The organism is Pseudomonas sp. TH37 (genome assembly GCF_016650735.1).
In the GTDB taxonomy this organism is placed as follows: domain Bacteria; phylum Pseudomonadota; class Gammaproteobacteria; order Pseudomonadales; family Pseudomonadaceae; genus Aquipseudomonas; species Aquipseudomonas farris.
This window is the reverse complement of the sequence record NZ_JAEKFD010000005.1, coordinates 369,798-392,144: the sequence shown is the minus strand read 5'-3', so window position 1 is coordinate 392,144 and position 22,347 is coordinate 369,798. Positions and strand designations below refer to the sequence as shown.

Below are 22,347 nucleotides of genomic sequence, written 5' to 3'. Positions count from 1 at the left end.
TTACGAGCACTGGACATGCTGCGCGAGTGGGATCACCTTAGGAGCGCTATCGTCCAATTCCTAGAAAGTCTGGAGTCCTTATGTCGCTTACCCCTGAGTTGGTTGCCGAACTGGAAATCCTCGCCCTCTTCAACCTGGACAGTTCCCAGGAAGGTTTGAAAATTCATCAGACCGCTGCCCCGAAAGCCATTTCCGCTGCCCAAAGACTGTTCGACAAAGAATTGATCACCCAGCCCGATGGCGGTTATCTGACCAGCCTGGGGCGTGACGCTGCACAAAATGTGCAAACCGTTCTAACCATTCTGTCCGTGCGCGAAACAGCCTGAGCCTCACCGCATCGCCCACGGAAACCTCTGTCACGGGATTTCCGCGGGCACACTTTGGTGCCCGCTGTCGCCCTGCGATAGGAACCTGACGTCAGAAATACAAAATCAGCTTAAAAGTCCCGGGGCCGAGGCGCTAAACTGCCCCTCATCCCGAGCCCTCCACGTCCGAGCCCCGCGAGCCGGATTGAGCTGACATGACCCGTACCCATGAAATCCGCCCCGATCTGGACGAGGGAATCGACCGCAAGGTTCTCAGCCAGCTGCGCGCCCGTTTTCTGAAGCTCAACGAGGGTCGCATGGCCCGTGCCATGGAAGGGTTGTCGACCCGCCAGCAAACGGTTCTGACCCTGCTGCCGCTGTTTTTCCACGTCAATCATCCGCTATTGCCGGGTTACGTTTCGGGTAGCACCCCGGCCGGGCTGTCGAATTTCGAACCTGACGCCAACGCCCTCGCCGAAGCCCAGCGCCTGACTCGCTCGTTTTCCTACAAGCCGCGCCACGGCAGCAATCCGCCGCGACCGATTCACGGCCTGTTCCTGATGGGCAGCCTCGGCACCCTGGCCCAGGCCGATCAGAGCGACATGGACGTATGGGTCTGTCACGGGCCGGACTTGAGCGAAAGCGAGCTCACAGAGCTGCGCAAGAAATGCCAGTTGCTTGAGATATGGGCCGCCAGCCAGGGTGCCGAGGCGCATTTCTTCCTGATCGACCCTGCTCGCTTCGTGCTCGGTGAGCGCGATACCCAATTGAGTTCGGAAGACTGTGGCACCACCCAGCACTATCTGCTGCTGGACGAGTTCTACCGCACCGCGATCTGGCTGGCCGGCCGTACACCCATCTGGTGGCTGGTGCCGGTTTATGAAGAGGCGGCGTACGACCGGTATACCCACACGCTGTTATCCAAGCGTTTCATCCGTGCCGACGAAACCCTGGACCTGGGACATCTAGCGTACATCCCGCCCGGGGAATTCATCGGAGCCGGGCTCTGGCAGTTGTTCAAAGGCATCGAGTCACCGTACAAATCAGTGCTCAAACTGCTGCTGACCGAGGTCTACGCCAGCGAACACCCCAAGGTCCACTGCCTGAGCCTGCGCTTCAAGCAGGCAGTGTTTGCCAATCGACTGGACCTCGACGAACTGGATCCATACGTCGTGGTTTACCGGCGCATCGAGGAATACCTCACGGCCCGGGGCGAACCGGAACGGCTGGAGCTGGTACGCCGCGCGCTGTACTTGAAGGTCAACCGCAAGCTCACCGGCAGCAGCGGTCGCACCCAGAGCTGGCAGCGTTCATTGCTCGAACGCCTGGCCAACGAATGGCATTGGGATCAGCGTCAGCTCGCATTGCTCGACAGCCGCAGTCAGTGGAAAGTCCGCCAGGTCAGCGCCGAACGCCGAGCCCTGGTCGGCGAGCTGAATTACAGCTATCGCTTCCTGACGCAGTTTGCCCGCAATGAGCAGACCGTCAGCCTGATCAACAAGCGCGACCTCAATGTGCTGGGCCGGCGGCTGTATGCGGCCTTCGAGCGCAAGGCCGACAAGGTCGAATTCATCAACCCGGGCATCGCCCCCGATCTGGCCGAAGACACCCTGACGCTGGTGCAGGCACCCAACAAGAAAGAACCGGGGCAAACCCAATGGGGTTTGTACAACGGCAGCCTGGCCGCCCACGAGTGGGAGCATTTCGCGCCGATCAAGCGCAGCCGCCAGCTGCTGGAACTGCTCACCTGGTGCCACCGCAACGGCGTGATCGACAGCAGCACCCGCCTGGCCTTGCACCCCGGCACCAGCGACTTGAGCGAGTTCGAACTGTTCAACCTGCTTGGCAGCCTGCAACAAAGCATCGCCCTGCCCCTGACCACAGTCGCCGAAGAGCCTTTACTGCGCGCCAGTGTGCCGAGCGAAGTACTGATTCTGGTGAACGTCGGCATCGATCCGCTCAAGCACCATCGCGACCTGAATATTCTGATGACCACCGAGCGCACCGATTCCCTGAGTTACGCCGGCGTGCGGGAAAACCTGGTGCTGACTCTGGATCAGGTCACACTCAATAGCTGGAACGAGGTGCTGGTCAGCCGTTTTGACGGCCCCCACGCCCTGCTCGACTGCCTGCGCGATTACCTCAACAATCTGCCGGACGGGCCACAACAGCCCAAGCTGCGGGTGCGGTGCTTCTGCCACAACCGCGCGCAATTCATTGCCCGGCGGGTCGAAGAAATCCTCGACACCGCGCAGAACCTGCTGCTGAGCAAACTCAATCATCGTTACCTGATTCAGGTCCAGCAGCACTACCACGTGCTGGAGCTGGTGCCGGGCCAGGTCAATCATGTCGCCCTCGCCACTCTGCCGGCGCTGTTCGACTACCTCGGCGAAGAACTGGCGAGCTACAGCCCGTTTCATCTGGATCCGATGGCACTGGAAGACCACGACCTGGCGCTGATCCTGCCCATGGGGCAACCCGACTGCGTTCAGGTGTTCTACCGGATCAACGAACACCAGGCCGATTTGTATGTACTGGATGAATTCAATGCCCTGTGGCAGCAGCGTTTGCCTTATCACGACGAACAAAGCCTGTTGGTGCCGCTGCAACGCTTCCTGCAATCGATCCAGTACCGGCGCGATGCCTTGCTGCCGATGGACGCAGCCCAGCCACTGAGCCTGGACACTTTGTATTACCAGTTGTTGCCTTCAGGTACCGCACGGGCGCGTCGGGTCGAAGCCCGGCCGGCGCCACTAACGCCGGTCAACAAACCGTTCTATGACGTGCAGGCCATCGTCGGCAAAGCCGCACCAGGGCAGGTGCAGGTCACTCTGTATTGCAATCAGCGGGAATTTTCAGAGCTGGAACATGGCGACCAACTGTTCAGCGTAGTCGCCTGGGAAATCGTCGAGCAGCGCCGCGGGACCGAACGCTATCGCTGCTACATCACCGACCTGGACCTGTCGGGCCTGCTCGGTGATGGTCAGGGTTCAAGTCAGCTGTATCTACGCTACAAGGCCGACCTGGAACGCGCACTGAACGAGGCGCTCGAGCAGGTCTGAAGGGATGTTATTCCGGGAAGTCGCCGCCATGAGCAGGCTGCGATTCAACTTCCAGCAGGGTCAGTTTCAAGGTCTTGCCGCCCGGTGCCGGCCAGTCGATGTGCTGACCGACTTTCAAGCCCAGCAACGCACTGCCCACCGGCGCCAGAATGGAAATCCGGCCTTCGTCGGCGTTGGCATCCTTGGGGTAAACCAAAGTCAGGTGATAGTCCTTGCCGCTGCTCTCTTCACGGCAATGCACACGGGAATTCATGGTCACGACATCGGCGGGCACTTCATCGTGACCGACCAGAGTATCGGCGCGATCCAGTTCGGTTTGCAGCGCGATAACGCCCGGCAGCGTGTCATCCAGGCTGTCGATCAGGCGCTCCAGACGTTGTACGTCCAGACGGGTAAGGGTGATGGAAGGTGCGGTCATGATCAGGGCAGACTCCTTTCTTCTGCACGAAAAAAGCAAAACCCCGCCAGAAAAAGGCGGGGTTTTCACGAGCCTCGATGGGTTGAGGCGTCTCTGGACACTATCACAGCTCAATAAATATACAAGTCAGGAGCGGCGGACGGTTTTCCGCCCCTGTAGGAGCTGCCGCAGGCTGCGATCTTTTGATCTTGCTCTACAGCAATCTTCAGCGCCGCCAAAAGATCGCAGCCTGCGGCAGCTCCTACAGTGAACTGGCGGTGGCCTTACGATTCGACGCCTGCGCACAAATCACCCGCCGCCGTTCATCATCCGCCGAACGCCATTCGCGAATATCTTCGACATGGCGAAAACATCCCAGGCAGACCTTCTGCTCATCCAGCCGACACACACCGCTGCACGGCGAAGGCACCGCCGGGCTGACATTGCTGTAAAGCGGTTTGAGCGGACGAACGGGCGCAGGCTGGGTCACGATCTCACAGACCTTCGAAATCGAGTTCGACGTCGGCTTGCTGCTTGACGATGCGCTCAAGCATCTCACCAAGCTGCTCTTCACTTTTGTCACACATCCAGCGCTCGGTTTCTGCGTCGTAATCAAAGTGGAAGCCACCCGATACGGCCGCCAGCCACAGCTGACGCAGCGGTTCCTGACGACTGAAGATCAATTGGCTGCCGTTTTCGAACTTGACGGTGAGCACACCGGCCGAGCTCTCCAGATCGATATCCAGGCCACTCTCGTCGAAAATATCCTCCAGCGACTGCTGGGTTGCATCGACCAGGTCGTGGAAACGGGCTTCGGTCAAACTCATTGCGGGAACCTCAAAAAGTGTCTACTCACGCTCAAGCGCCGCAAGATACGGGCGAGCCCCGGTGATTGCAAAGAATAACGACCCATGGCTATCACGAAACCTGTGGGAGCGAGCCTGCTCGCGAAGAGGCCATCATATTCAACATCAATGTTGACTGACACTACGCCTTCGCGAGCAGGCTCGCTCCCACAGGGATTGCGCTTGGCTGACCGACATCGTGCCAAGCCCCGCCGGACGGGAGGCGCGTCGCATAGGCAAGCTGCCGGGTGGCCGGTATACTCCGGCGCAATTAACGCATTTTCAAGGATTTCGCCATGAAGCGCCTGATCTCTTCCCTTGCTGCGCTCGTCGCGGTTGCCTGTCTTGTGTCGGCCTGTGGTCAAAAAGGCCCGCTGTACCTGCCTGATGAGAACCAGGATCCTGCCGAGCAGGCCAAGTCCTCGCAACAGCAGCCTGCCTCCAAGGCACACAAGCACGACGTTTACTAAGGGAACGCTATGGACGCTTTTAACTACCGTGACGGTGAGCTGTTCGCGGAAGGTGTTGCACTGTCCGCCATCGCCGAACGCTTTGGTACACCGACCTACGTCTACTCCCGTGCCCACATCGAAGCCCAGTACCTGGCTTTCGCCGATGCGCTGGCCGGCATGCCGCACCTGGTCTGCTTTGCGGTCAAGGCCAACTCCAACCTGGGTGTACTGAATGTCCTGGCGCGTTTGGGCGCCGGTTTCGACATCGTTTCCCGTGGCGAACTGGAACGCGTACTGGCCGCTGGCGGCACTGCCGACAAGATCGTGTTCTCCGGTGTCGGCAAGACTCGTGACGACATGCGTCGTGCGTTGGAAGTCGGCGTGCACTGCTTCAACGTCGAGTCCACCGATGAGCTCGAACGCCTGCAAGTAGTGGCCGCCGAGCTGGGCGTTCGCGCGCCGATCTCGTTGCGCGTGAACCCGGACGTCGATGCTGGCACTCACCCGTACATCTCCACCGGTCTCAAGGAAAACAAGTTCGGCATCGCCATCGCCGACGCCGAAGACGTGTACATCCGTGCCGCGCAACTGCCTAACCTGGAAGTGGTCGGCGTCGATTGCCACATCGGTTCGCAACTGACCACCCTGCCGCCATTCATCGACGCCCTCGACCGCCTGCTGGGCCTGGTCGACCGTCTCGGCGATTGCGGCATCTACCTGCGCCACATCGATCTCGGTGGTGGTTTGGGCGTGCGTTATCGCGATGAAGAGCCGCCATTGGCCGCCGACTACATCAAAGCCGTGCGCGAGCGTCTCGACGGTCGTGACCTGGCGCTGGTGTTCGAGCCGGGCCGTTTCATCGTCGCCAACGCCGGCGTACTGCTGACCCAGGTCGAGTACCTCAAGCACACCGAGCACAAAGACTTCGCCATCGTCGACGCAGCCATGAACGACCTGATCCGCCCGGCGCTGTATCAAGCCTGGATGGACGTCACCGCCGTGCGCCCGCGCAACAGCGCCGCTCGTGCCTACGACATCGTCGGCCCGATCTGCGAAACCGGCGACTTCCTGGCCAAGGATCGTCAGTTGGCCCTGGAAGAAGGCGACCTGCTGGCCGTGCATTCGGCCGGTGCCTATGGGTTTGTCATGAGTTCCAACTACAACACCCGCGGCCGTGCCGCTGAAGTGTTGGTGGACGGTGATCAGGCATTTGAAGTGCGTCGCCGTGAGACGGTAGCCGAGTTGTTTGCTGGCGAAAGCCTGCTGCCGGAGTAAAACCATGCTGCTGCGTTTTACCAAGATGCACGGCCTGGGCAATGACTTCATGGTTCTCGACCTGGTCAGCCAGCACGCGCACATCCTGCCAAAACACGCCAAGCAATGGGGCGATCGGCACACGGGGATCGGTTTCGATCAGTTGCTGATCGTCGAAGCGCCCAGCAACCCGGACGTGGATTTCCGCTACCGGATCTTCAACGCCGACGGCTCCGAAGTGGAACAGTGCGGCAACGGTGCGCGCTGTTTCGCCCGCTTCGTGCTCGACAAGCGCCTGACCGCCAAGCGGCTGATTCGCGTCGAGACCAAAAGCGGCATCATCGAACTGGACATCCGCAACGATGGCCAGATCAGCGTCAACATGGGCGCCCCGCGCCTGGTACCGGCCGAGATTCCGTTCGAAGCCCCGAGCCAGGCCCTGAGCTATCAGGTCGACGTCGACGGCACCACGGTCGAACTGGCCGCAGTGTCCATGGGCAACCCCCATGCCGTGTTGCGGGTCAGCGACATCAACAACGCACCGGTGCATGAACTGGGGCCGAAAATCGAACATCACCCGCGCTTCCCGGCGCGGGTCAATGTCGGTTTTCTCCAGGTCATCGACCGGAGCCGCGCGCAGTTGCGCGTCTGGGAGCGCGGGGCCGGGGAAACCCAGGCATGCGGAACCGGCGCCTGTGCTGCCGCAGTGGCCGCGATCAGCCAGGGGTGGATGGATTCGCCGCTATTGATCGACCTGCCCGGCGGGCGTCTGTCCATTGAATGGGCAGGCCCTGGCCAACCGGTCATGATGACCGGCCCGGCAGTGCGCGTATACGAAGGACAAGTGCGTCTTTGAGTGAGCGAAATCCATGACCGACAAGCCTCAGGTTCCCGCCCTACAGCCCGACGAATCTCCTTCCGAAAGCCTTGAGGCGGCGGCGATTGCCGCGTACCTGGAGGCTCATCCGGATTTCTTCATCGAGCACGAAGAACTGCTCCCGGCCCTGCGCATTCCGCACCAGCGCGGCGACACCATTTCGCTGGTCGAACGCCAGATGACGATTCTGCGCGACCGCAATATCGAGATGCGTCACCGCCTCTCGCAATTGATGGACGTGGCCCGCGACAACGATCGACTCTTCGACAAGACCCGCCGCCTGATTCTCGCGCTGATGGACGCCACCAGCCTGGAAGATGTGGTGATCAGCGTTGAAGACAGTCTGCGACAAGACTTCCAGGTGCCCTTCGTCAGCCTGATCCTGCTGGGCGACAACCCGATGCCGGTGGGCCGTTGGGTGACGCATGCCGACGCACAAACGGCCATCGGCGGCTTGCTCTCGGAAGACAAAAGCGTCAGCGGCAGCCTGCGTGAGCATGAACTGGACTTCCTGTTCGGCGAAGAACAGCGCAAGCAGATCGGCTCCACTGCCGTCGTCGCCATCAGCCACCAGGGCATCCACGGCGTTCTGGCCATCGCCAGCCGCGACCCGCAGCACTACAAGAGCTCGGTGGGCACGCTGTTCCTGAGTTACATCGCCGAAGTCATGGGCCGCGTGCTGCCACGGGTCAACAGCTCCCTGCGCTCGGTACGCTGACCATGGAACGACAACTGGACGCTTACTGCGAACACCTGCGCAGTGAGCGGCAGGTGTCGCCACACACGCTGTACGCCTACCGCCGCGACCTCGACAAAGTGCTGGGCTGGTGCGTCAAACAGAACATCGACAGCTGGGCCGCGCTGGATATCCAGCGCCTGCGCAGCCTGATCGCTCGCCTGCATTCCCAAGGTCAGTCATCCCGCAGCCTGGCGCGGCTGCTGTCGGCAGTGCGCGGGCTCTATCACTATCTGAACCGCGAAGGTCTGTGCGATCACGACCCGGCCAATGGCCTGGCACCGCCCAAGGGCGAACGTCGCCTGCCGAAGACCCTCGACACCGACCGCGCACTGCAACTGCTTGAAGGCGCGGTAGAGGATGATTTTCTCGCGCGTCGGGATCAGGCGATTCTGGAACTGTTCTATTCCTCCGGCTTGCGGCTTTCGGAACTGACCGGGCTCAATCTTGATCAGCTGGACCTGGCTGACGGCATGGTCCAGGTGCTCGGCAAGGGCAGCAAGACTCGACTGTTGCCAGTGGGCAAAAAGGCTCGCGAAGCGCTGGAGTTGTGGCTGCCGCTACGAGCCATGACCAACCCGGCGGACGACGCAGTGTTTGTCAGCCAGCAAGGACGGCGCCTCGGCCCTCGGGCGATTCAGGTACGGGTCAAGGCCGCCGGCGAGCGCGAACTGGGGCAGAACCTGCACCCGCACATGTTGCGACACTCCTTCGCCAGCCATTTGCTGGAGTCCTCTCAGGACTTGCGGGCGGTGCAGGAACTGCTCGGCCACTCGGACATCAAGACCACCCAGATTTACACCCACCTGGACTTCCAGCACCTGGCGACGGTCTACGACAGTGCCCATCCACGGGCCAAACGCATTAAAGGCGATGATTCATGACCATCCAATTGATCACCTTCGACCTCGACGACACCCTGTGGGACACCGCCCCGGTGATCGTCAGCGCCGAAGCCATACTGCGTGAATGGCTGATCGAGCATGCACCGAACCTGGGCGCGGTACCGGTGGAACATCTGTGGTCGATTCGCGAGCGAGTGCTGAGCAACGAACCGAGCCTCAAGCACCGCATCAGCGCCCTGCGTCGGCGGGTGTTGTTCCATGCGCTGGAAGAAGCCGGTTACGGACATACCGAAGCATTCGACCTGGCCGATCAGGGTTTCGAAGTGTTTCTGCATGCGCGGCATCAGTTGGAGATCTTCCCGGAGGTGCAACCGACCCTGGAAATTCTGGCCAATCACTATGCGCTTGGCGTGGTGACCAACGGCAATGCCGATGTGCGTCGATTGGGGCTGGCGGATTACTTCAAGTTTGCCCTGTGCGCCGAAGACATCGGCATTGCCAAGCCGGATGCGCGACTGTTTCACGAAGCGTTGCAACGGGGTGGCGCGACGGCCGAAACCGCAGTGCATATCGGCGACCATCCCGGTGATGACATTGCCGGCGCCCAACAGGCGGGGTTGCGGGCAATCTGGTTTAACCCGGCGGGCAAAGCGTGGGAAGTCGAGAAGGCGCCAGATGCCGAGATTCGTAGCCTGAACGAATTGCCGGGGTTGTTGGCGCGGTGGAATTCGGCTTCCGCCTGACACATAACCTGTGGGAGCGGGCTTGCCCGCGATGGCGGTGTTTCATCCAACATAAATTTTGAATGTGACGGCCTCATCGCGGGCAAGCCCGCTCCCACAGGGGTCACCGTAAACTTTGATTTTTTATCCTCACCCATGAAAAAGCCCGCAGCGACGGCGGGCTTTTTCAGCAAGCAAGAAGCAGGCGCTTAGATAGGCCGGCTGCCGTACTTGTTATCAGGCTTCTTGGGAGGATCGGCGACCACATTGGCCTCCACTTCCTGCACCTTGCCGCCCCGTGCCAGAAACTCTTCCATGGCCTTGGCCAGGGCGTCGCGTTCCTTGTTCTTGGCTTCGACGCTCGGCAGCTCATCGACCGATACCGCAGCCTTGGCCTTGCCTTTGGCAGTCGGAACGGGCGTATCACCGCCGTCATCTTCAGCGACGTCTTCTGCCGCCGCTTCAAGGCCTTCTTCGGTTTCGTCTTCGTCGCCTACTTCGAGGTCGTCGTTTTCCAGATCATCGTCGCTCATGTTCTACCTCATGACTTGCGAAAAGCAGATTAGTTATAGCCCAGCTTTGCCGTCTGTCGACGGCTGCCGGAAAAAAATCAACCACCGCTGGTAACCAGCGGTTTTCATGCCCCTTCACCGTGCACGGTGGCGAGGACTTTACGGGCACCGCCATGATCACGGTGCTCGCCCAGATAAACACCTTGCCAGGTCCCCAACGCCAGTCGGCCTGCCGAGATCGGCAAACTGAGCTGACAGCCAAGTACGCTGGCCTTGAAGTGCGCCGGGAGGTCGTCCAGGCCTTCGTCGTTATGCTCATAGCCGTCTGTTCCTTGTGGGATCAGACGATTGAAAAATCGTTCGAAGTCGCGACGTACCGCCGGATCGGCGTTCTCGTTGATGGTCAACGACGCCGAGGTATGCTGTAGCCACAAATGCAACAGACCGACCCGACACGCCTTGAGTTCAGGCAAGCCGGCGAGTAATTCATCCGTTACCAGATGAAAGCCCCGGGGCCGTGCCCGCAGGGTAATCAGAGTCTGTTGCCACATACAGTTCTCCGCACGTTCGGGGCGCATTCTAGCGCGCTCTGTGAAAAAACAAAGGCCCTAATATTCCTTCAATCGTGTAAGCCATTGGCCGTAGAAAAACGCCCGTCGTAAACGCGACTGAACGTGTGAGAAAAAACCTTTCAGCCCTTCCTCCACTGACAAATTCCAGACAAAAAAATGCCCGGCAAGCCGGGCAATTTTTTTATGCGCGTGCTTACAAGTTGTAGCCGCGTTCGTTGTGGAGCGCCAGATCGATGCCGACAGCTTCTTCTTCCTCGGTGACACGCAGCCCCATGACGGCGTCCAGGACCTTAAGGATGATGAACGTGACGATCGCGGTGTAGATCACCGTGAAGCCCACGCCTTTGCACTGAATCCAGACTTGAGCAGCGATGTCGGTAACGGTGCCGAAACCGCCCAGCGATGGTGCAGCAAACACACCAGTCAGGATCGCGCCGAGGATACCGCCGATACCGTGCACGCCGAAGGCATCCAGGGAGTCGTCATAACCGAGCTTGCGTTTCAGGGTGGTTGCGCAGAAGAAGCACACCACGCCCGCCGCCAGACCGATCACCAGAGCGCCCATCGGGCCCACGGTGCCGGCCGCCGGAGTGATTGCAACCAGACCGGCCACAACACCCGAAGCGATACCCAGTGCGCTTGGCTTGCCGTGGGTAATCCACTCGGCAAACATCCAGCCCAGCGCCGCAGCGGCAGTGGCGATCTGGGTGACCAACATCGCCATGCCGGCAGTGCCGTTAGCGGCGGCAGCAGAACCGGCGTTGAAGCCGAACCAGCCGACCCACAGCATCGCGGCGCCCATCAGGGTGTAGCCGAGGTTATGCGGAGCCATCGGGGTGGTCGGGAAACCTTTACGCTTGCCCAACACCAGGCAGGCAATCAGACCGGCCACACCGGCGTTGATGTGCACCACGGTGCCGCCGGCGAAGTCGAGTACGCCCCAATCCCACATCAGACCGCCGTTGCCGGACCAGACCATGTGCGCAATCGGTGCGTAAACCAGGGTGAACCAGATGCCCATGAAGATCAGCATGGCGGAAAACTTCATCCGCTCGGCGAAAGCACCGACGATCAACGCTGGGGTGATGATGGCAAAAGTCATCTGGAAGGTAATGAAGACCGCCTCGGGGAACAGCGCCGCGGGGCCGGTCAGGCTCGAAGGCGTGACACCGGCGAGGAACGCCTTGCCCATGCCACCGAAGAACGAGTTGAAGTTGACGACACCCTGCTCCATGCCGGTGGTGTCGAACGCAATGCTGTAGCCATAAATGACCCACAGAATGCTGATCAGACCGGTAATGGCGAAGCACTGCATCATCACGGAAAGAATGTTTTTCGAGCGAACCATGCCGCCGTAGAACAGCGCGAGACCGGGAATGGTCATGAACAGCACAAGGGCTGTCGAGGTCATCATCCAGGCGGTATCGCCGGAATTGAGGACTGGGGCCGCCACTTCGTCTGCCGCCATGGCCAGGCCGGGCATTACGAGGGACAACAGGGCTCCTAGCCCTGCGAATTTACGCAGAGTCATATTGTTTTCTCCTGGGGCGTTGGGTTTGTGGCGGCTTAGATTGCGTCGGTATCGGTTTCGCCGGTACGGATGCGAATCGCCTGTTCCAGATTGACCACGAAGATCTTGCCGTCACCGATCTTGCCGGTGTTGGCGGCCTTGGTTATCGCCTCGATAACCCGGTCCAGATCCTTGTCGTCAATGGCGACATCGATCTTCACCTTGGGCAGAAAATCGACCACGTACTCCGCGCCGCGATACAGCTCGGTGTGACCCTTCTGCCGACCGAAGCCTTTGACCTCAGTAACGGTAATGCCCTGCACGCCGATCTCGGACAGCGACTCGCGCACGTCGTCCAGTTTGAACGGCTTGATGATGGCAGTGACTAGCTTCATGAAAACTCTCTCCCGAATTGGTGGACTTGCCCCAGGAAAACAAACCCGACTCAAGTCTAAGCGCAGTGCCTGGCTTTGTAACGCATCGTCGGCCTTACCTGCCCGTCCGACGCCAGCGAACCACTCCGCACGAAACTTCCCCCGTTCCGCTTGGCGCACTGCATTCGTCACAGCGACTGCATCAGTGCATGGGTCACCAGCGACTAAGCAGAAAGCTTGCCATCTATCCAAAACCCATTGATTTCAAGTGCTTGGCCGCTGCCGCAGACCCTTTCGCTCAATTGACGCAACAGTTACGCACAACAACAGTGCGCGGCCGTCCACTCACATGCGCGAAAAGCGTGCATCGCAGTCGCCGAGATTGACTATAGACACTGCGTGATACACTGCCCGCCATTGTTGACAGGACATTTCCCATGCTCGCGCCCAAAGACTTCCTCGACGCCCTGAGCGGCACCGCCTCCCGCCTCTTCAGCGGCGACACCCCACTGCCAAAAAGCGAAATCGAAAGCCAGTTCAAAGCTTTGTTGCAGAGTGGCTTCAGCAAGCTGGATCTGGTGAGCCGGGAAGAGTTCGATAGCCAGATGGTCGTACTGGCACGGACCCGCGCACGGTTGGAGAGCCTAGAGGCGAAAGTGGCTGAGCTGGAAGCGAAGCTCAATCCACCGACCGAGTAACCCCGCCGATCCCCTTTGACAATGGGGTCTATGTGGGAGCGAGCCTGCTCGCGATAGAGTCACCACGGTGTTCCAGCAGCCCCTCGCTGGAACGACCACCCCTGTAGGAGCTGCCGAAGGCTGCGATCTTTTGATCTTAAGCCCCGCAAACATCCCGGCAACTTCCTACAAAGATCAGCACCGCCGTCCGATAGCGTCGCAAAGCCCCGGCTCCTAAGCTCACCTGATGCTGAATGTCAGCACTAGGTTTGGCGACCTGGAACCAAGCTATGCACGCAACGTCATTCGATATCGGGTATTTTTCTCGATTCGTTATATGGCGGCTGTGTGTGGGAGACCTTCGGGTCTGCCGGTATTCGCTTGGCCGGTTCGCCAACCCGCACGCAGCTGCCACCTTTATTGTTTGGCGACGATAAGAGGCAGTCATCTATCAAGCGAATTTGGGCACTGCACTATGGACGAAAACTATCTGACACCACACATATTCACCCGCCACAAACTCCACCTCCACGCCCTCCTCCTCGGAAACCAACCCTGGTTCAGCGCCCGAGACCTCGGCCGACTCCTGCGCCTCTTCCTCGACGAACGCGCCGTCCGCAAACTCGACCCCGACCAACACCAAACCCTACAGATGCTCATCCATGGCACCGTCGAAAACACCCTGCTCATCAGCGAATCCGGTGTCTACGCATTACTGGTCTACCACTACTGCCCCGAATACCGAGGCCTGCGCGAATGGCTGACCCACGACGTGGTGCCGGCGCTCAGAGACGCCCAGCAACCCACCTCAACCGAACGCCCGATCCTGAGCCTGCTGAACTGGCCGGAAATGTCGTTGAGTTTGCTGCACTGGAATAACCAGCCGTGGATTCGGTTGCAAGACGTTCCGCAGATGTTGCCTGACCAGGATCGACCACGAAGCGCCGTCAACGAACCTTGGTGGAAGCGAGTATCGAAGGTGCTCCAAGCATTCTGATCTCCAAAAAAGAACCCCACGCTTTAGACGTGGGGTTCAGTTAATACGAAAGATCAGGCGCAGTGAGAAATACGCTCAACCTGATCTCGAATCACGGCACCCCGTTCAATCTCGGCTTTGCGCAAATCGTATGTCGATTGCAGGTTCAGCCAAAATTCTGGGGTCGTATCCAGGCAGATGGAAAGCCTGAGCGCCATGTCTGCACTGACGCCCCTACGCTGAAGCACGATGTCGTTCACCGTCGGAGTCGAGACGCTCAATGCCCTGGCCAAAGCAGCAGCTGTAAGGTTCAGAGGCTCCAGGTATTCCTCTTTGAGGATCTCGCCGGGATGAACCGGGCGCATACCATTCTTAGTCATTACTCACCTCAGTGATAATCGACGATTTCGACATTCTCCGGTCCGTTAGGACTCCAGATAAAGCAAATTCGCCATTGGGCGTTGATACGGATGCTGTGCTGCCCTTTGCGACTACCCTCGAGCGCTTCCAGACGATTGCCCGGCGGTGATCGGAGATCTATTAGCACAGCTGCGGCATCAAGCATCGTCAGCTTTCGTTCCGCGACATTCAAAATGGCTGACCACACACGGGTTCTTCCGCTGCGAAACAGGTACTTGGTCTCAGAACACTTAAAGCTAACGATCATAATTTAAAGCTTAACGTTATGCATTAATCTTGAGTGTATAACCTGAATTCACAAATGCAAACGTGCTGTTTTGACTTTTGGCCTCCCTTAAAAATCTAAGAAAAGGACTACCTGCGCCCTTCAGAAGGTCTTCAAAACCAAGCTGATTCCTACAAAAAAAACCTCCAATTCCCATTGCCTCACAAGTAAGCACATCTCTTAAGCTGATTGACTCGAACACTCATCCAGGCACGCGAGGTGTCTATGAAACGCAAAAAGCAAAAAGCGAAGCCGTTAATGATCGCTGAGTATCATGCCGAGGCGCTCCGTTTAGCCGGAAACGTTTCTGCCAGCCAACATCGCTTTTTTAAAGTGGCGGCAACATATGGCAAAGAACTTGAACCTGATGGCTTGCTTGCAGGTGCACGAGCCTGACTAGGCTCCCCGAAGAAACCGCCCGAGCGGCGGTTTTTTTGTGCCTCGCGATTGGTCTGCTTCGTACTTGCAACATCCAGTGAAAGTTTGTCACCTAAACCACCCCACCAGAACTTCCTCCGCCAACTACCCTTCAAAAAACCGCAGGAAGCGGTGCTCTTCAGCTCAAGGAACGACCATGTCCCTCTCCATCGTCCACAGCCGCGCCCAGGTCGGCGTGGAAGCGCCCGCCGTTACCGTAGAAGTGCATTTGGCCAATGGCTTGCCGTCGCTGACCATGGTCGGTTTGCCTGAAGCCGCCGTGAAGGAAAGCAAGGACCGGGTGCGCAGCGCGATCATCAATTCGGGGCTGCAATTTCCGGCGCGGCGTATCACCTTGAATCTCGCCCCGGCCGATTTACCGAAGGACGGCGGACGGTTCGATCTGGCGATCGCACTGGGGATTCTGTCGGCCAGTGTGCAAGTGCCAACATTGACGCTGGATGATGTGGAGTGTCTTGGGGAGTTGGCACTGTCGGGTGCGGTGCGGGCGGTTCGGGGTGTATTGCCCGCAGCGCTGGCGGCGCGCAAGGCCGGACGCACACTGGTGGTGCCGCGAGCGAATGCCGAGGAGGCCTGCCTGGCTTCGGGGTTGAAGGTGATTGCGGTGGATCATTTGCTGGAAGCGGTCGCGCATTTCAACGGCCACACGCCCATCGCACCCTACGCTTCCAATGGCTTGCTCTACGCCAGCAAACCTTATCCAGACTTGAATGAAGTGCAGGGTCAGCTTGCAGCCAAACGCGCATTGCTGATCGCTGCCGCGGGAGGTCATAACCTGCTGTTTAGTGGTCCACCCGGCACGGGAAAAACGTTGTTGGCGAGTCGTCTGCCGGGGCTGTTACCACCATTGTCCGAGAGCGAAGCATTGGAAGTCGCGGCGATTCAATCCGTCGCCAGTTGTGTGCCACTGAGTCATTGGCCGCAACGCCCCTTCCGACAACCACACCACTCCGCTTCAGGCCCGGCGCTGGTGGGCGGCGGCTCGAAACCGCAACCCGGCGAAATCACACTCGCCCACCATGGTGTGCTGTTCCTCGATGAACTCCCGGAATTTGATCGCAAGGTGTTGGAAGTACTGAGAGAGCCACTGGAATCCGGCCATATCGTGATTTCCCGCGCCAAGGACCGCGTACGCTTCCCGGCTCGCTTTCAGCTGGTCGCCGCGATGAATCCCTGCCCCTGTGGATATCTTGGCGAGCCAAGTGGCCGTTGCTCCTGCACGCCGGACATGGTTCAGCGCTATCGCAACAAATTGTCCGGGCCCTTGCTGGACCGCATCGATCTGCATCTAACCGTGGCCCGGGAAAGCACGGCGCTGAACCCGATCAAAACCGGTGACGACACGGCCAGCGCTTCTGCCCTGGTCGCCCAGGCCCGGGAGCGTCAGCAACAGCGTCAGGGCTGCGCCAACGCCTTTCTCGACCTGCCAGGGCTGCGCCAGCATTGCGCGTTATCCAAAGCCGATGAAGGCTGGCTGGAAAGCGCCTGCGAGCGACTAACCCTTTCGCTTCGTGCCGCTCACCGCCTACTGAAAGTCGCCCGTACCCTGGCGGATCTGGAACAAGTAGACGCTATCGGTCGCAGCCACGTCGCCGAAGCACTGCAATATCGGCCATCCGCATCCAGCTAGAGAGATGGGCATCGAGTGCACCCGGTCGTCCCAAGCGTCTGGTTTTTCGCCCAAATGATGACATCAGCCGGGTAATAGCCCGGAGTAACAGGGTTAACGATAGACAGGATGACGGCGGCAGAGCTCCACCACCTGTTCACGTACGTGATGCCCCACCTTCTCACTGTTGCCGTTTTCCAGGGCGTCCAGTACGTCGCACAACCAGCCCGCCAATTGTTCACATTCGATCACGCCGAAACCACGGGTGGTGATGGCTGGGGTACCGATGCGCAACCCGGAGGTCACGAACGGTGACCGCGGGTCGTTGGGCACCGAGTTCTTGTTAGCGGTGATATAGGCATTGCTCAGGGCCGCATCGGCTTCCTTGCCGGTATAAGGCCTGTCGGACAGGTCGATTAGCATCATGTGGTTATCGGTGCCACCGGAGACGATCTTGTAACCCCGCTCTTGCAGCACGGCCGCCATGGCCCGGGCGTTGATCACCACCTGGGCCTGATAGGTTTTGAACTCTGGCTTCAGTGCTTCCTTGAAAGCGACGGCCTTGGCGGCGATCTGGTGCATCAATGGGCCGCCCTGGACACCCGGGAATACCGCAGAATCGAGCTTTTTGTAGAATGCTTCATCTTGCCCCTTGGACAAAATCAAGCCACCCCGTGGGCCCCGCAGGGTCTTGTGCGTAGTGCTGGTGACCACATGGGCATGCGGCAATGGGTCCGGGTATTCTCCCGCGGCCACCAACCCTGCGACGTGGGCCATGTCGACCCAGAAAATGGCCCCGACCTTGTCGGCAATGGCCCGCATGCGCGCCCAGTCTTTGTACCGAGAGTAGGCAGAAAAACCACCGATTAGCATCTTCGGTCGAGTTTCCAGAGCAATACGCTCCATCTCGTCGTAGTCGAGAAAGCCCGTCTCCGGGTCAAGGCCATAAGGAACGATCTTGTAATGACGGCCCGAGAAGTTTGAAGGATTACCGTGGGTCAGATGGCCACCTTGGGCCAGGTTCATGCCCATCACCGTGTCGCCGGGATTGATCAATGCCAGGAATACCGCGGCGTTCGCCTGGGCACCGGCATGCGGCTGCACGTTGGCGTAGTCGCAGTTGAACAGGACCTTGACCCGCTCGATGGCCAGGCGCTCGGCCACATCGACATACTCACAGCCGCTGTAGTAGCGCTTGCCTGGATAGCCTTCGGCGTATTTATTGGTGAGCACGGTGCTCTGGATTTTCATCACCAGAGGGCTGGCATAATTTTCAGAAGCGATCAGTTCGACGTGGTCTTCCTGACGATGTTCTTCGTTATGAATCGCCTCACACAGCTCGGCGTCGAATGCTTTAAGGGTCAGCGTTGAGTCGTACATCGGATTGGCTTCCTGTAGAGCTGGATCAAGATGTTAAGGGGAATGTCAGCGACGACTACTCATCACTTCCCGGACGGGCATCCGCGGTCGGCCAGTAGTAGGCATCCGGCATGGCACGTGCGCCGAAGATGGCCTGACCGACACGCACCACGGTGGCCCCCTCTTCAATGGCGACTTCGAAATCACCGGACATGCCCATGGACAGTTCCTCCAGCCCGACGCCCGCCGGGGCGCGCTGGCGCAAGCGCTCGCGCAGTTCGCGTAGCCGTACAAAACAAGGGCGGACACGGACCACGTCGGCCGAAAACAACGCCAGTGTCATCAACCCACGCACCCGTAAGGCCGGGAACGCCGGCAGGGCGTTCAAAAAGTCCGCGACGGCTTCGGGCGTCAAGCCATATTTGCTGGCTTCGCCGGAGGTATTGACCTGAACGAACACATCCAGCTGGCGCCCCTCGATGTGCAGGCGACGATCCAGGGCCTCGGCCACTCGCAGGCTGTCCAGCGCCTGAAACTCACTGGCAAAACGCGCCACCTGCTTGGCCTTGTTGGTTTGCAGGTGGCCGATAACCGACCATTGCAGGTCGGCCAGATCGGCCATGGCCTGCGATTTGCGCTGCGCTTCCTGCACTTTGTTCTCACCCAGTAGCCGGCAGCCGGCAGCGTAGGCCAGACGCAGATAAGCTTCGTCAAAGGTTTTACTGACCGGCAGCAGGCGCACACTCGCCGGATCACGTCCAACCCGCTGACAGGCGTTAGCGATCCGCTGCTGCACGGCTGCCAGGTTGCGGCGAAAGTCCTCGACGCTGGTGGCCTGTGGGTAACGGCCATGACGCTCGTGCAGGGTGACGGTTTTTTCCAATTGATCAAACATCAGTGGGTGGCTCCTTTGGTCGTCACAACAGCGTCGGCAGCCGGAATGACCATCGTCTCGCGACGCGGTAAGCGGCCATTGAGTAAGGCGTAAGCCGCCAGACCGATCAGCAATCCCCAGAACGCCCCACCAATCCCCAGCAAGGTGATGTTTGCGGCGGACGCCAGAAAGGTGATCAGCGAGGCTTCGCGGGTTTTGACGTCAGCCATGGCGCTGGCCAGGCTCGCGCCGATAGTGCCGAGCAGGGCCAGCCCGGCCAGCGTCGTAATGAAGGTGGCCGGTAACGCCATGAACACTGCAGCGAGGGTCACCCCGAAAATCCCTACGAGGATGTAGAACAGTCCCGCAGCAACCCCGGCGATCCAGCGCTTGGACGGATCCTCCGAGGCTTCTTTGCCGGTGCAGATGGCCGCCGTGATGGCCGCGATATTGAAGGCGTGAGAACCGAAGGGCGCCATTAGCAAGGAGCCCAGCCCTGTGACAGTCAGGATAGGATTAGCGCTGGTGCTGAAGCCATCGTTGCGCAGCACCAGCATGCCCGGCATGTACTGGCCGGTGAGCGTGATCAGGAACAGCGGCAGTGCCACACTGAGCAGCGCATTGATCGAAAACTCAGGCTGGGTGAATACCGGTGCCGCGAATTGCAGCGCCAGTCCCGACAGTTCTACACGGCCCTGCGTCAGAAGAAACGCCAGCCCCAGCACCAGAATGCCCACCACCGCATAGCGTGCGGTAAAGCGCTTGAGCACAACGTAGGCGGCAATCAGCAACCCGACCAACACCGGGTCAAGACTCATGCCGCCAAACGCGCCGATTCCGAACTGCAGCAAAATACCGGCCAGCAGGCCCGCAGCCACACCCGACGGAATCAGGCGGATGAGTTTTTCGAAGCAACCGGACAAACCCAGCAGCACGAAGGCGGCGGCCGAAATAATGTACGCACCCACCGCCTCGGCGTAAGGCGTGGTGGACAGCGCGACGACCAGAAAAGCCGCCGCGGGTGTCGACCAGGCGGTAATGATCGGCTCACGGCTCACCCAACTCAGAAACAGCCCGGTAATGCCCACGCCAATCGACACCGACCATACCCACGACGCCGTCAGCTCTGGGCTGAGCCCGGCCACTTTGGCGGCCTGAAAGACCAGGATGAAAGTGCCGCCATAGTTGACGATGACTGAAATCAGCCCGGCGACAATCGGATGCAGAAGGTCCCGTAGACGCAGGGGCGATGGCAATGCTGAAGACGACATGATGGCTTTGCTCCTTGCAAAACGAGGTGCCTGTCCCGGATAAGGGCGGATTTATAACGTTGAAATGGCATGTTTTGCCCCCACACTTTCTCGCAGAAGGCCAGACCACTTACCAGACTGCTTGCTGTGACTGAAAGCGATCCCTGCCTCAGCCCGCGGGCAAAACTCTTCATGAAGTCGCTCAATGCATCGACCGATCACCAAGCGCAAAGGCAGTGACGTGGGGCGGATTCTACGGATAGACTGGCCTGCCTTTGCAGGCCAATTTACTAAGATCAGGCAGACCGCATGGCGAAAACGTTCGAGCTGGAAACGCTGAAAATGCGCCTCATCGATGTTGAGTTTCAGCTGTTGAATCTGCATCAGCGGATTCAGCGCGCACTGCGTGCATTGATCCTCGATGGCGCCCTTGCCCCAGGCTTGAAGCTGCCCGCGACCCGGGTCCTGGCCAAGTCACTCGGGATTGCCCGCGACACCGTTGAAAACGCCTACGTGCAACTGCACCGCGACGGTTTTATCGTGCGGCGCGAGGGGGCTGGCAGTTATGTCTGTGAAACGCTGGGCACCGAATTGCGCGGCGCAGCGCGCCGACGCATCAAGGCGCAGGAAGTCAAAAGCAGTCAGGCGGCACCGGGGGCGGGATTGAGCCAGCGCGGGCGGATGATCTTCGACAGTGGCGGCGTGAACGATCAGCAGGTAATCAAGGCATTCGCGACCGGCCTGCCGGAAACCCGCACCTTCCCCACCGATGTCTGGGAGCGCCTGCAACGCCAAGTGATGAAGGACTATCGCGCCAACGTGTTATTGCACGGCGATCCGCAAGGCGCCGAGCCGCTGCGCAAGGCCATCGCCACCTACTTGAACCTCGAGCGCGGGGCCAAATGCTCCCCCGACCAGATCATGGTATTGAGCAGCACTCGCCAGGCTCTTTTTCTGTGTGCGCAGTTGCTGGTGGACGCCGGCAAACCGATCCTGCTGGAAAACCCGGGTTACTATGGCGCCAAGAAAGCCTTTGAAACCGCCGAGACCAACGTTCTTCCCATCGATGTCGATGAACTGGGCATACGCACCGACCTGCTGTACGCCGACCGCAGCGGCGCCAATTGCGTTTATGTCACGCCTTCTCATCAATACCCCACCGGCGCAACCTTGCCACTGGAGCGTCGTCTTGAGTTGATCAACTGGGCAGCGGAGAAAGGCAAATGGGTCATCGAAGATGATTACGACAGCGAGTTTCACTACGACGGGCAACCGACCGCCTGCGTACAGGGTCTGGACAAGTATCAGCGTACGCTCTATATCGGCACCTTCAGCAAGACCCTCTACCCCGGTTTGCGAATGGGTTACATGGTACTGCCCCACGAGCTGATCAAGGCTTTTACCTACGCCCGCAGCATGATTGACGGCCATACACCCCAAATTCTGCAACTGACCCTGGCGCGCTTTATGGAGGACGGCCATTACAACGCCCACGTCCGAGCCATGCGCAAGCTGTATGCCGGACGCCGCTCCATCATGCTCGACACGATCGGTAAGCACTTGGACGGCATCGTTACCGCCTTGCGCCCTCCTGGCGGGCTACAAATTCCCTGCCTGCTGCACGATGGCTGGTCTGAAGAAAAAACCATCCGCCAAGCAGCCAGCGCGGGCGTTCAGCTTTCCGGTCTGAGCCGGTTGTACGCCGGTGAGGAGAAGAAACAAGGCTGGTTATTGGGTTACTCGTCGCTGACCGCTTATGAAATCGAAGCGGCCGTGCTGCGCCTGGCCAATGCACTGAAAACCCGGTAGGGAATTTGGGAGGGCTCGCGCAACTCCCGTCACTGCCGACCAAACCTGGCTGGAAACGGCGTGTGAACGGCTGACCTTGTCCCTTCGAGCGGCCCATCGACTGCTCAAAGTAGCGCGCACGTTGGCGGACCTTGAGCAAGTCGATGGAATTACCCGCGAGCACTTGGCCGAGGTACTGCAATACCGGCCGAGCACAAATCAGCAGGC

25 protein-coding genes and 1 pseudogene are annotated in these 22,347 nt (G+C 59.5%); 14 read left to right on the top strand and 12 right to left on the bottom strand.

The genetic code is table 11. The features are described from left to right. The first annotated feature begins 80 nt into the window (after positions 1-80). Together JFU11_RS16195 and JFU11_RS16190 are read left to right on the top strand one after the other, a co-directional pair. Complete coding sequence (locus tag JFU11_RS16195; protein ID WP_201061287.1) at positions 81-326, top strand: TIGR02647 family protein; 246 nt, start codon at positions 81-83, stop codon at positions 324-326. A 194-nt stretch (positions 327-520) separates the two neighbouring features. Continuing rightward, on the top strand, positions 521-3,367 hold the full coding sequence (locus JFU11_RS16190) for a class I adenylate cyclase (RefSeq protein WP_201061285.1): 2,847 nt from the start codon (positions 521-523) through the stop codon (positions 3,365-3,367). Between the two features lie 7 nt (positions 3,368-3,374). Here the strand turns inward: JFU11_RS16190 and rnk are convergent, their stop codons facing one another. The 3 genes from rnk to cyaY form a co-directional block, all read right to left on the bottom strand. Continuing rightward, on the bottom strand, positions 3,375-3,785 hold the full coding sequence (gene rnk, locus JFU11_RS16185) for a nucleoside diphosphate kinase regulator (protein WP_034147684.1): 411 nt from the start codon (positions 3,783-3,785) through the stop codon (positions 3,375-3,377). A gap of 241 nt (positions 3,786-4,026) precedes the next feature. Further along, on the bottom strand, positions 4,027-4,254 hold the full coding sequence (locus JFU11_RS16180; protein WP_123720253.1) for a DUF1289 domain-containing protein: 228 nt from the start codon (positions 4,252-4,254) through the stop codon (positions 4,027-4,029). A gap of 4 nt (positions 4,255-4,258) precedes the next feature. Next, entirely contained in the window at positions 4,259-4,591 is a 333-nt protein-coding gene (gene cyaY, locus JFU11_RS16175; protein WP_123720252.1) for an iron donor protein CyaY, read from the bottom strand. Between the two features lie 314 nt (positions 4,592-4,905). Here cyaY and JFU11_RS16170 point away from each other — a divergent pair, with 314 nt between their 5' ends. From JFU11_RS16170 to JFU11_RS16145, 6 genes are read left to right on the top strand one after another with little or no spacing between them, the layout of a single operon-like run. After that, the gene (locus tag JFU11_RS16170) at positions 4,906-5,079 is read left to right on the top strand and encodes a lipoprotein (protein ID WP_123720251.1); all 174 of its coding nucleotides are present in this window, start codon (positions 4,906-4,908) and stop codon (positions 5,077-5,079) included. A 9-nt stretch (positions 5,080-5,088) separates the two neighbouring features. Continuing rightward, positions 5,089-6,336, top strand: a complete 1,248-nt coding sequence (gene lysA, locus JFU11_RS16165) for a diaminopimelate decarboxylase (protein ID WP_201061283.1) — start codon at positions 5,089-5,091, stop codon at positions 6,334-6,336. A gap of 4 nt (positions 6,337-6,340) precedes the next feature. Further along, complete coding sequence (gene dapF, locus JFU11_RS16160; protein ID WP_038980780.1) at positions 6,341-7,171, top strand: diaminopimelate epimerase; 831 nt, start codon at positions 6,341-6,343, stop codon at positions 7,169-7,171. 13 nt (positions 7,172-7,184) lie between these two features. Next, on the top strand, positions 7,185-7,910 hold the full coding sequence (locus JFU11_RS16155) for a DUF484 family protein (RefSeq protein ID WP_123360915.1): 726 nt from the start codon (positions 7,185-7,187) through the stop codon (positions 7,908-7,910). Positions 7,911-7,912: 2 nt separating this feature from the next. Beyond that, positions 7,913-8,812, top strand: a complete 900-nt coding sequence (gene xerC / locus JFU11_RS16150; protein ID WP_007942372.1) for a tyrosine recombinase XerC — start codon at positions 7,913-7,915, stop codon at positions 8,810-8,812. Beyond that, positions 8,809-9,516: an HAD family hydrolase gene (locus JFU11_RS16145; protein ID WP_123720249.1), complete on the top strand. Its 708-nt coding sequence runs from the start codon at positions 8,809-8,811 to the stop codon at positions 9,514-9,516. The genes xerC and JFU11_RS16145 overlap by 4 nt, the downstream gene beginning before the upstream one ends. Positions 9,517-9,704: 188 nt before the next feature. Here JFU11_RS16145 and sutA read toward each other — a convergent pair whose 3' ends face one another. The 4 genes from sutA to glnK all read right to left on the bottom strand — a co-directional run bounded on the left by sutA (position 9,705) and on the right by glnK (position 12,484). Further along, positions 9,705-10,028, bottom strand: coding sequence for a transcriptional regulator SutA (gene sutA, locus JFU11_RS16140; RefSeq protein WP_030129119.1), 324 nt, complete (start codon positions 10,026-10,028; stop codon positions 9,705-9,707). 104 nt (positions 10,029-10,132) lie between these two features. After that, positions 10,133-10,558: a secondary thiamine-phosphate synthase enzyme YjbQ gene (locus JFU11_RS16135; RefSeq protein WP_007989493.1), complete on the bottom strand. Its 426-nt coding sequence runs from the start codon at positions 10,556-10,558 to the stop codon at positions 10,133-10,135. Positions 10,559-10,772: 214 nt separating this feature from the next. After that, positions 10,773-12,110 carry an ammonium transporter gene (locus tag JFU11_RS16130; protein ID WP_123720248.1) on the bottom strand — a complete coding sequence of 446 codons (1,338 nt, stop codon included), beginning with the start codon at positions 12,108-12,110 and terminating at the stop codon, positions 10,773-10,775. A gap of 35 nt (positions 12,111-12,145) precedes the next feature. Further along, positions 12,146-12,484, bottom strand: coding sequence for a P-II family nitrogen regulator (glnK, locus tag JFU11_RS16125; protein ID WP_002555808.1), 339 nt, complete (start codon positions 12,482-12,484; stop codon positions 12,146-12,148). A 416-nt stretch (positions 12,485-12,900) separates the two neighbouring features. Here glnK and JFU11_RS16120 point away from each other — a divergent pair, with 416 nt between their 5' ends. Both JFU11_RS16120 and JFU11_RS16115 read left to right on the top strand, forming a co-directional pair. Further along, complete coding sequence (locus JFU11_RS16120; RefSeq protein ID WP_008007559.1) at positions 12,901-13,161, top strand: accessory factor UbiK family protein; 261 nt, start codon at positions 12,901-12,903, stop codon at positions 13,159-13,161. 454 nt (positions 13,162-13,615) lie between these two features. Then, positions 13,616-14,137, top strand: a complete 522-nt coding sequence (locus JFU11_RS16115) for a Bro-N domain-containing protein (protein ID WP_201061281.1) — start codon at positions 13,616-13,618, stop codon at positions 14,135-14,137. 53 nt (positions 14,138-14,190) lie between these two features. On the opposite strand, the gene JFU11_RS16110 is transcribed toward JFU11_RS16115, so the two are convergent. Next, complete coding sequence (locus JFU11_RS16110) at positions 14,191-14,496, bottom strand: HigA family addiction module antitoxin (protein ID WP_201061279.1); 306 nt, start codon at positions 14,494-14,496, stop codon at positions 14,191-14,193. 8 nt (positions 14,497-14,504) lie between these two features. Next, the gene (locus JFU11_RS16105) at positions 14,505-14,783 is read right to left on the bottom strand and encodes a type II toxin-antitoxin system RelE/ParE family toxin (protein WP_123720244.1); all 279 of its coding nucleotides are present in this window, start codon (positions 14,781-14,783) and stop codon (positions 14,505-14,507) included. 243 nt (positions 14,784-15,026) lie between these two features. Between JFU11_RS16105 and JFU11_RS16100 the strand changes: the two genes are divergently transcribed. Next, a complete protein-coding gene (locus tag JFU11_RS16100) occupies positions 15,027-15,197 on the top strand; it encodes a hypothetical protein (RefSeq protein ID WP_201061277.1) in 171 nt (56 codons plus the stop codon). A gap of 178 nt (positions 15,198-15,375) precedes the next feature. Then, positions 15,376-16,869 (top strand): YifB family Mg chelatase-like AAA ATPase, encoded by a 1,494-nt coding sequence (locus tag JFU11_RS16095; protein ID WP_123720243.1) that lies wholly within the window; start codon positions 15,376-15,378, stop codon positions 16,867-16,869. A gap of 93 nt (positions 16,870-16,962) precedes the next feature. Here the strand turns inward: JFU11_RS16095 and glyA are convergent, their stop codons facing one another. From glyA to JFU11_RS16080, 3 genes are read right to left on the bottom strand one after another with little or no spacing between them, the layout of a single operon-like run. After that, the gene (glyA, locus tag JFU11_RS16090; RefSeq protein WP_201061275.1) at positions 16,963-18,228 is read right to left on the bottom strand and encodes a serine hydroxymethyltransferase; all 1,266 of its coding nucleotides are present in this window, start codon (positions 18,226-18,228) and stop codon (positions 16,963-16,965) included. A 55-nt stretch (positions 18,229-18,283) separates the two neighbouring features. Beyond that, the gene (locus JFU11_RS16085; RefSeq protein WP_201061274.1) at positions 18,284-19,102 is read right to left on the bottom strand and encodes a YggS family pyridoxal phosphate-dependent enzyme; all 819 of its coding nucleotides are present in this window, start codon (positions 19,100-19,102) and stop codon (positions 18,284-18,286) included. After that, positions 19,102-20,352: a benzoate/H(+) symporter BenE family transporter gene (locus tag JFU11_RS16080; protein WP_201061272.1), complete on the bottom strand. Its 1,251-nt coding sequence runs from the start codon at positions 20,350-20,352 to the stop codon at positions 19,102-19,104. Before JFU11_RS16080 ends, JFU11_RS16085 begins: the two co-directional genes overlap by 1 nt. 288 nt (positions 20,353-20,640) lie before the next feature. Here JFU11_RS16080 and JFU11_RS16075 point away from each other — a divergent pair, with 288 nt between their 5' ends. Further along, a complete protein-coding gene (locus JFU11_RS16075; RefSeq protein WP_201061269.1) occupies positions 20,641-22,140 on the top strand; it encodes a PLP-dependent aminotransferase family protein in 1,500 nt (499 codons plus the stop codon). 31 nt (positions 22,141-22,171) lie between these two features. Then, positions 22,172-22,339: pseudogene (locus JFU11_RS16070) on the top strand (magnesium chelatase); the annotation flags it as partial. Positions 22,340-22,347: the final 8 nt, after the last annotated feature.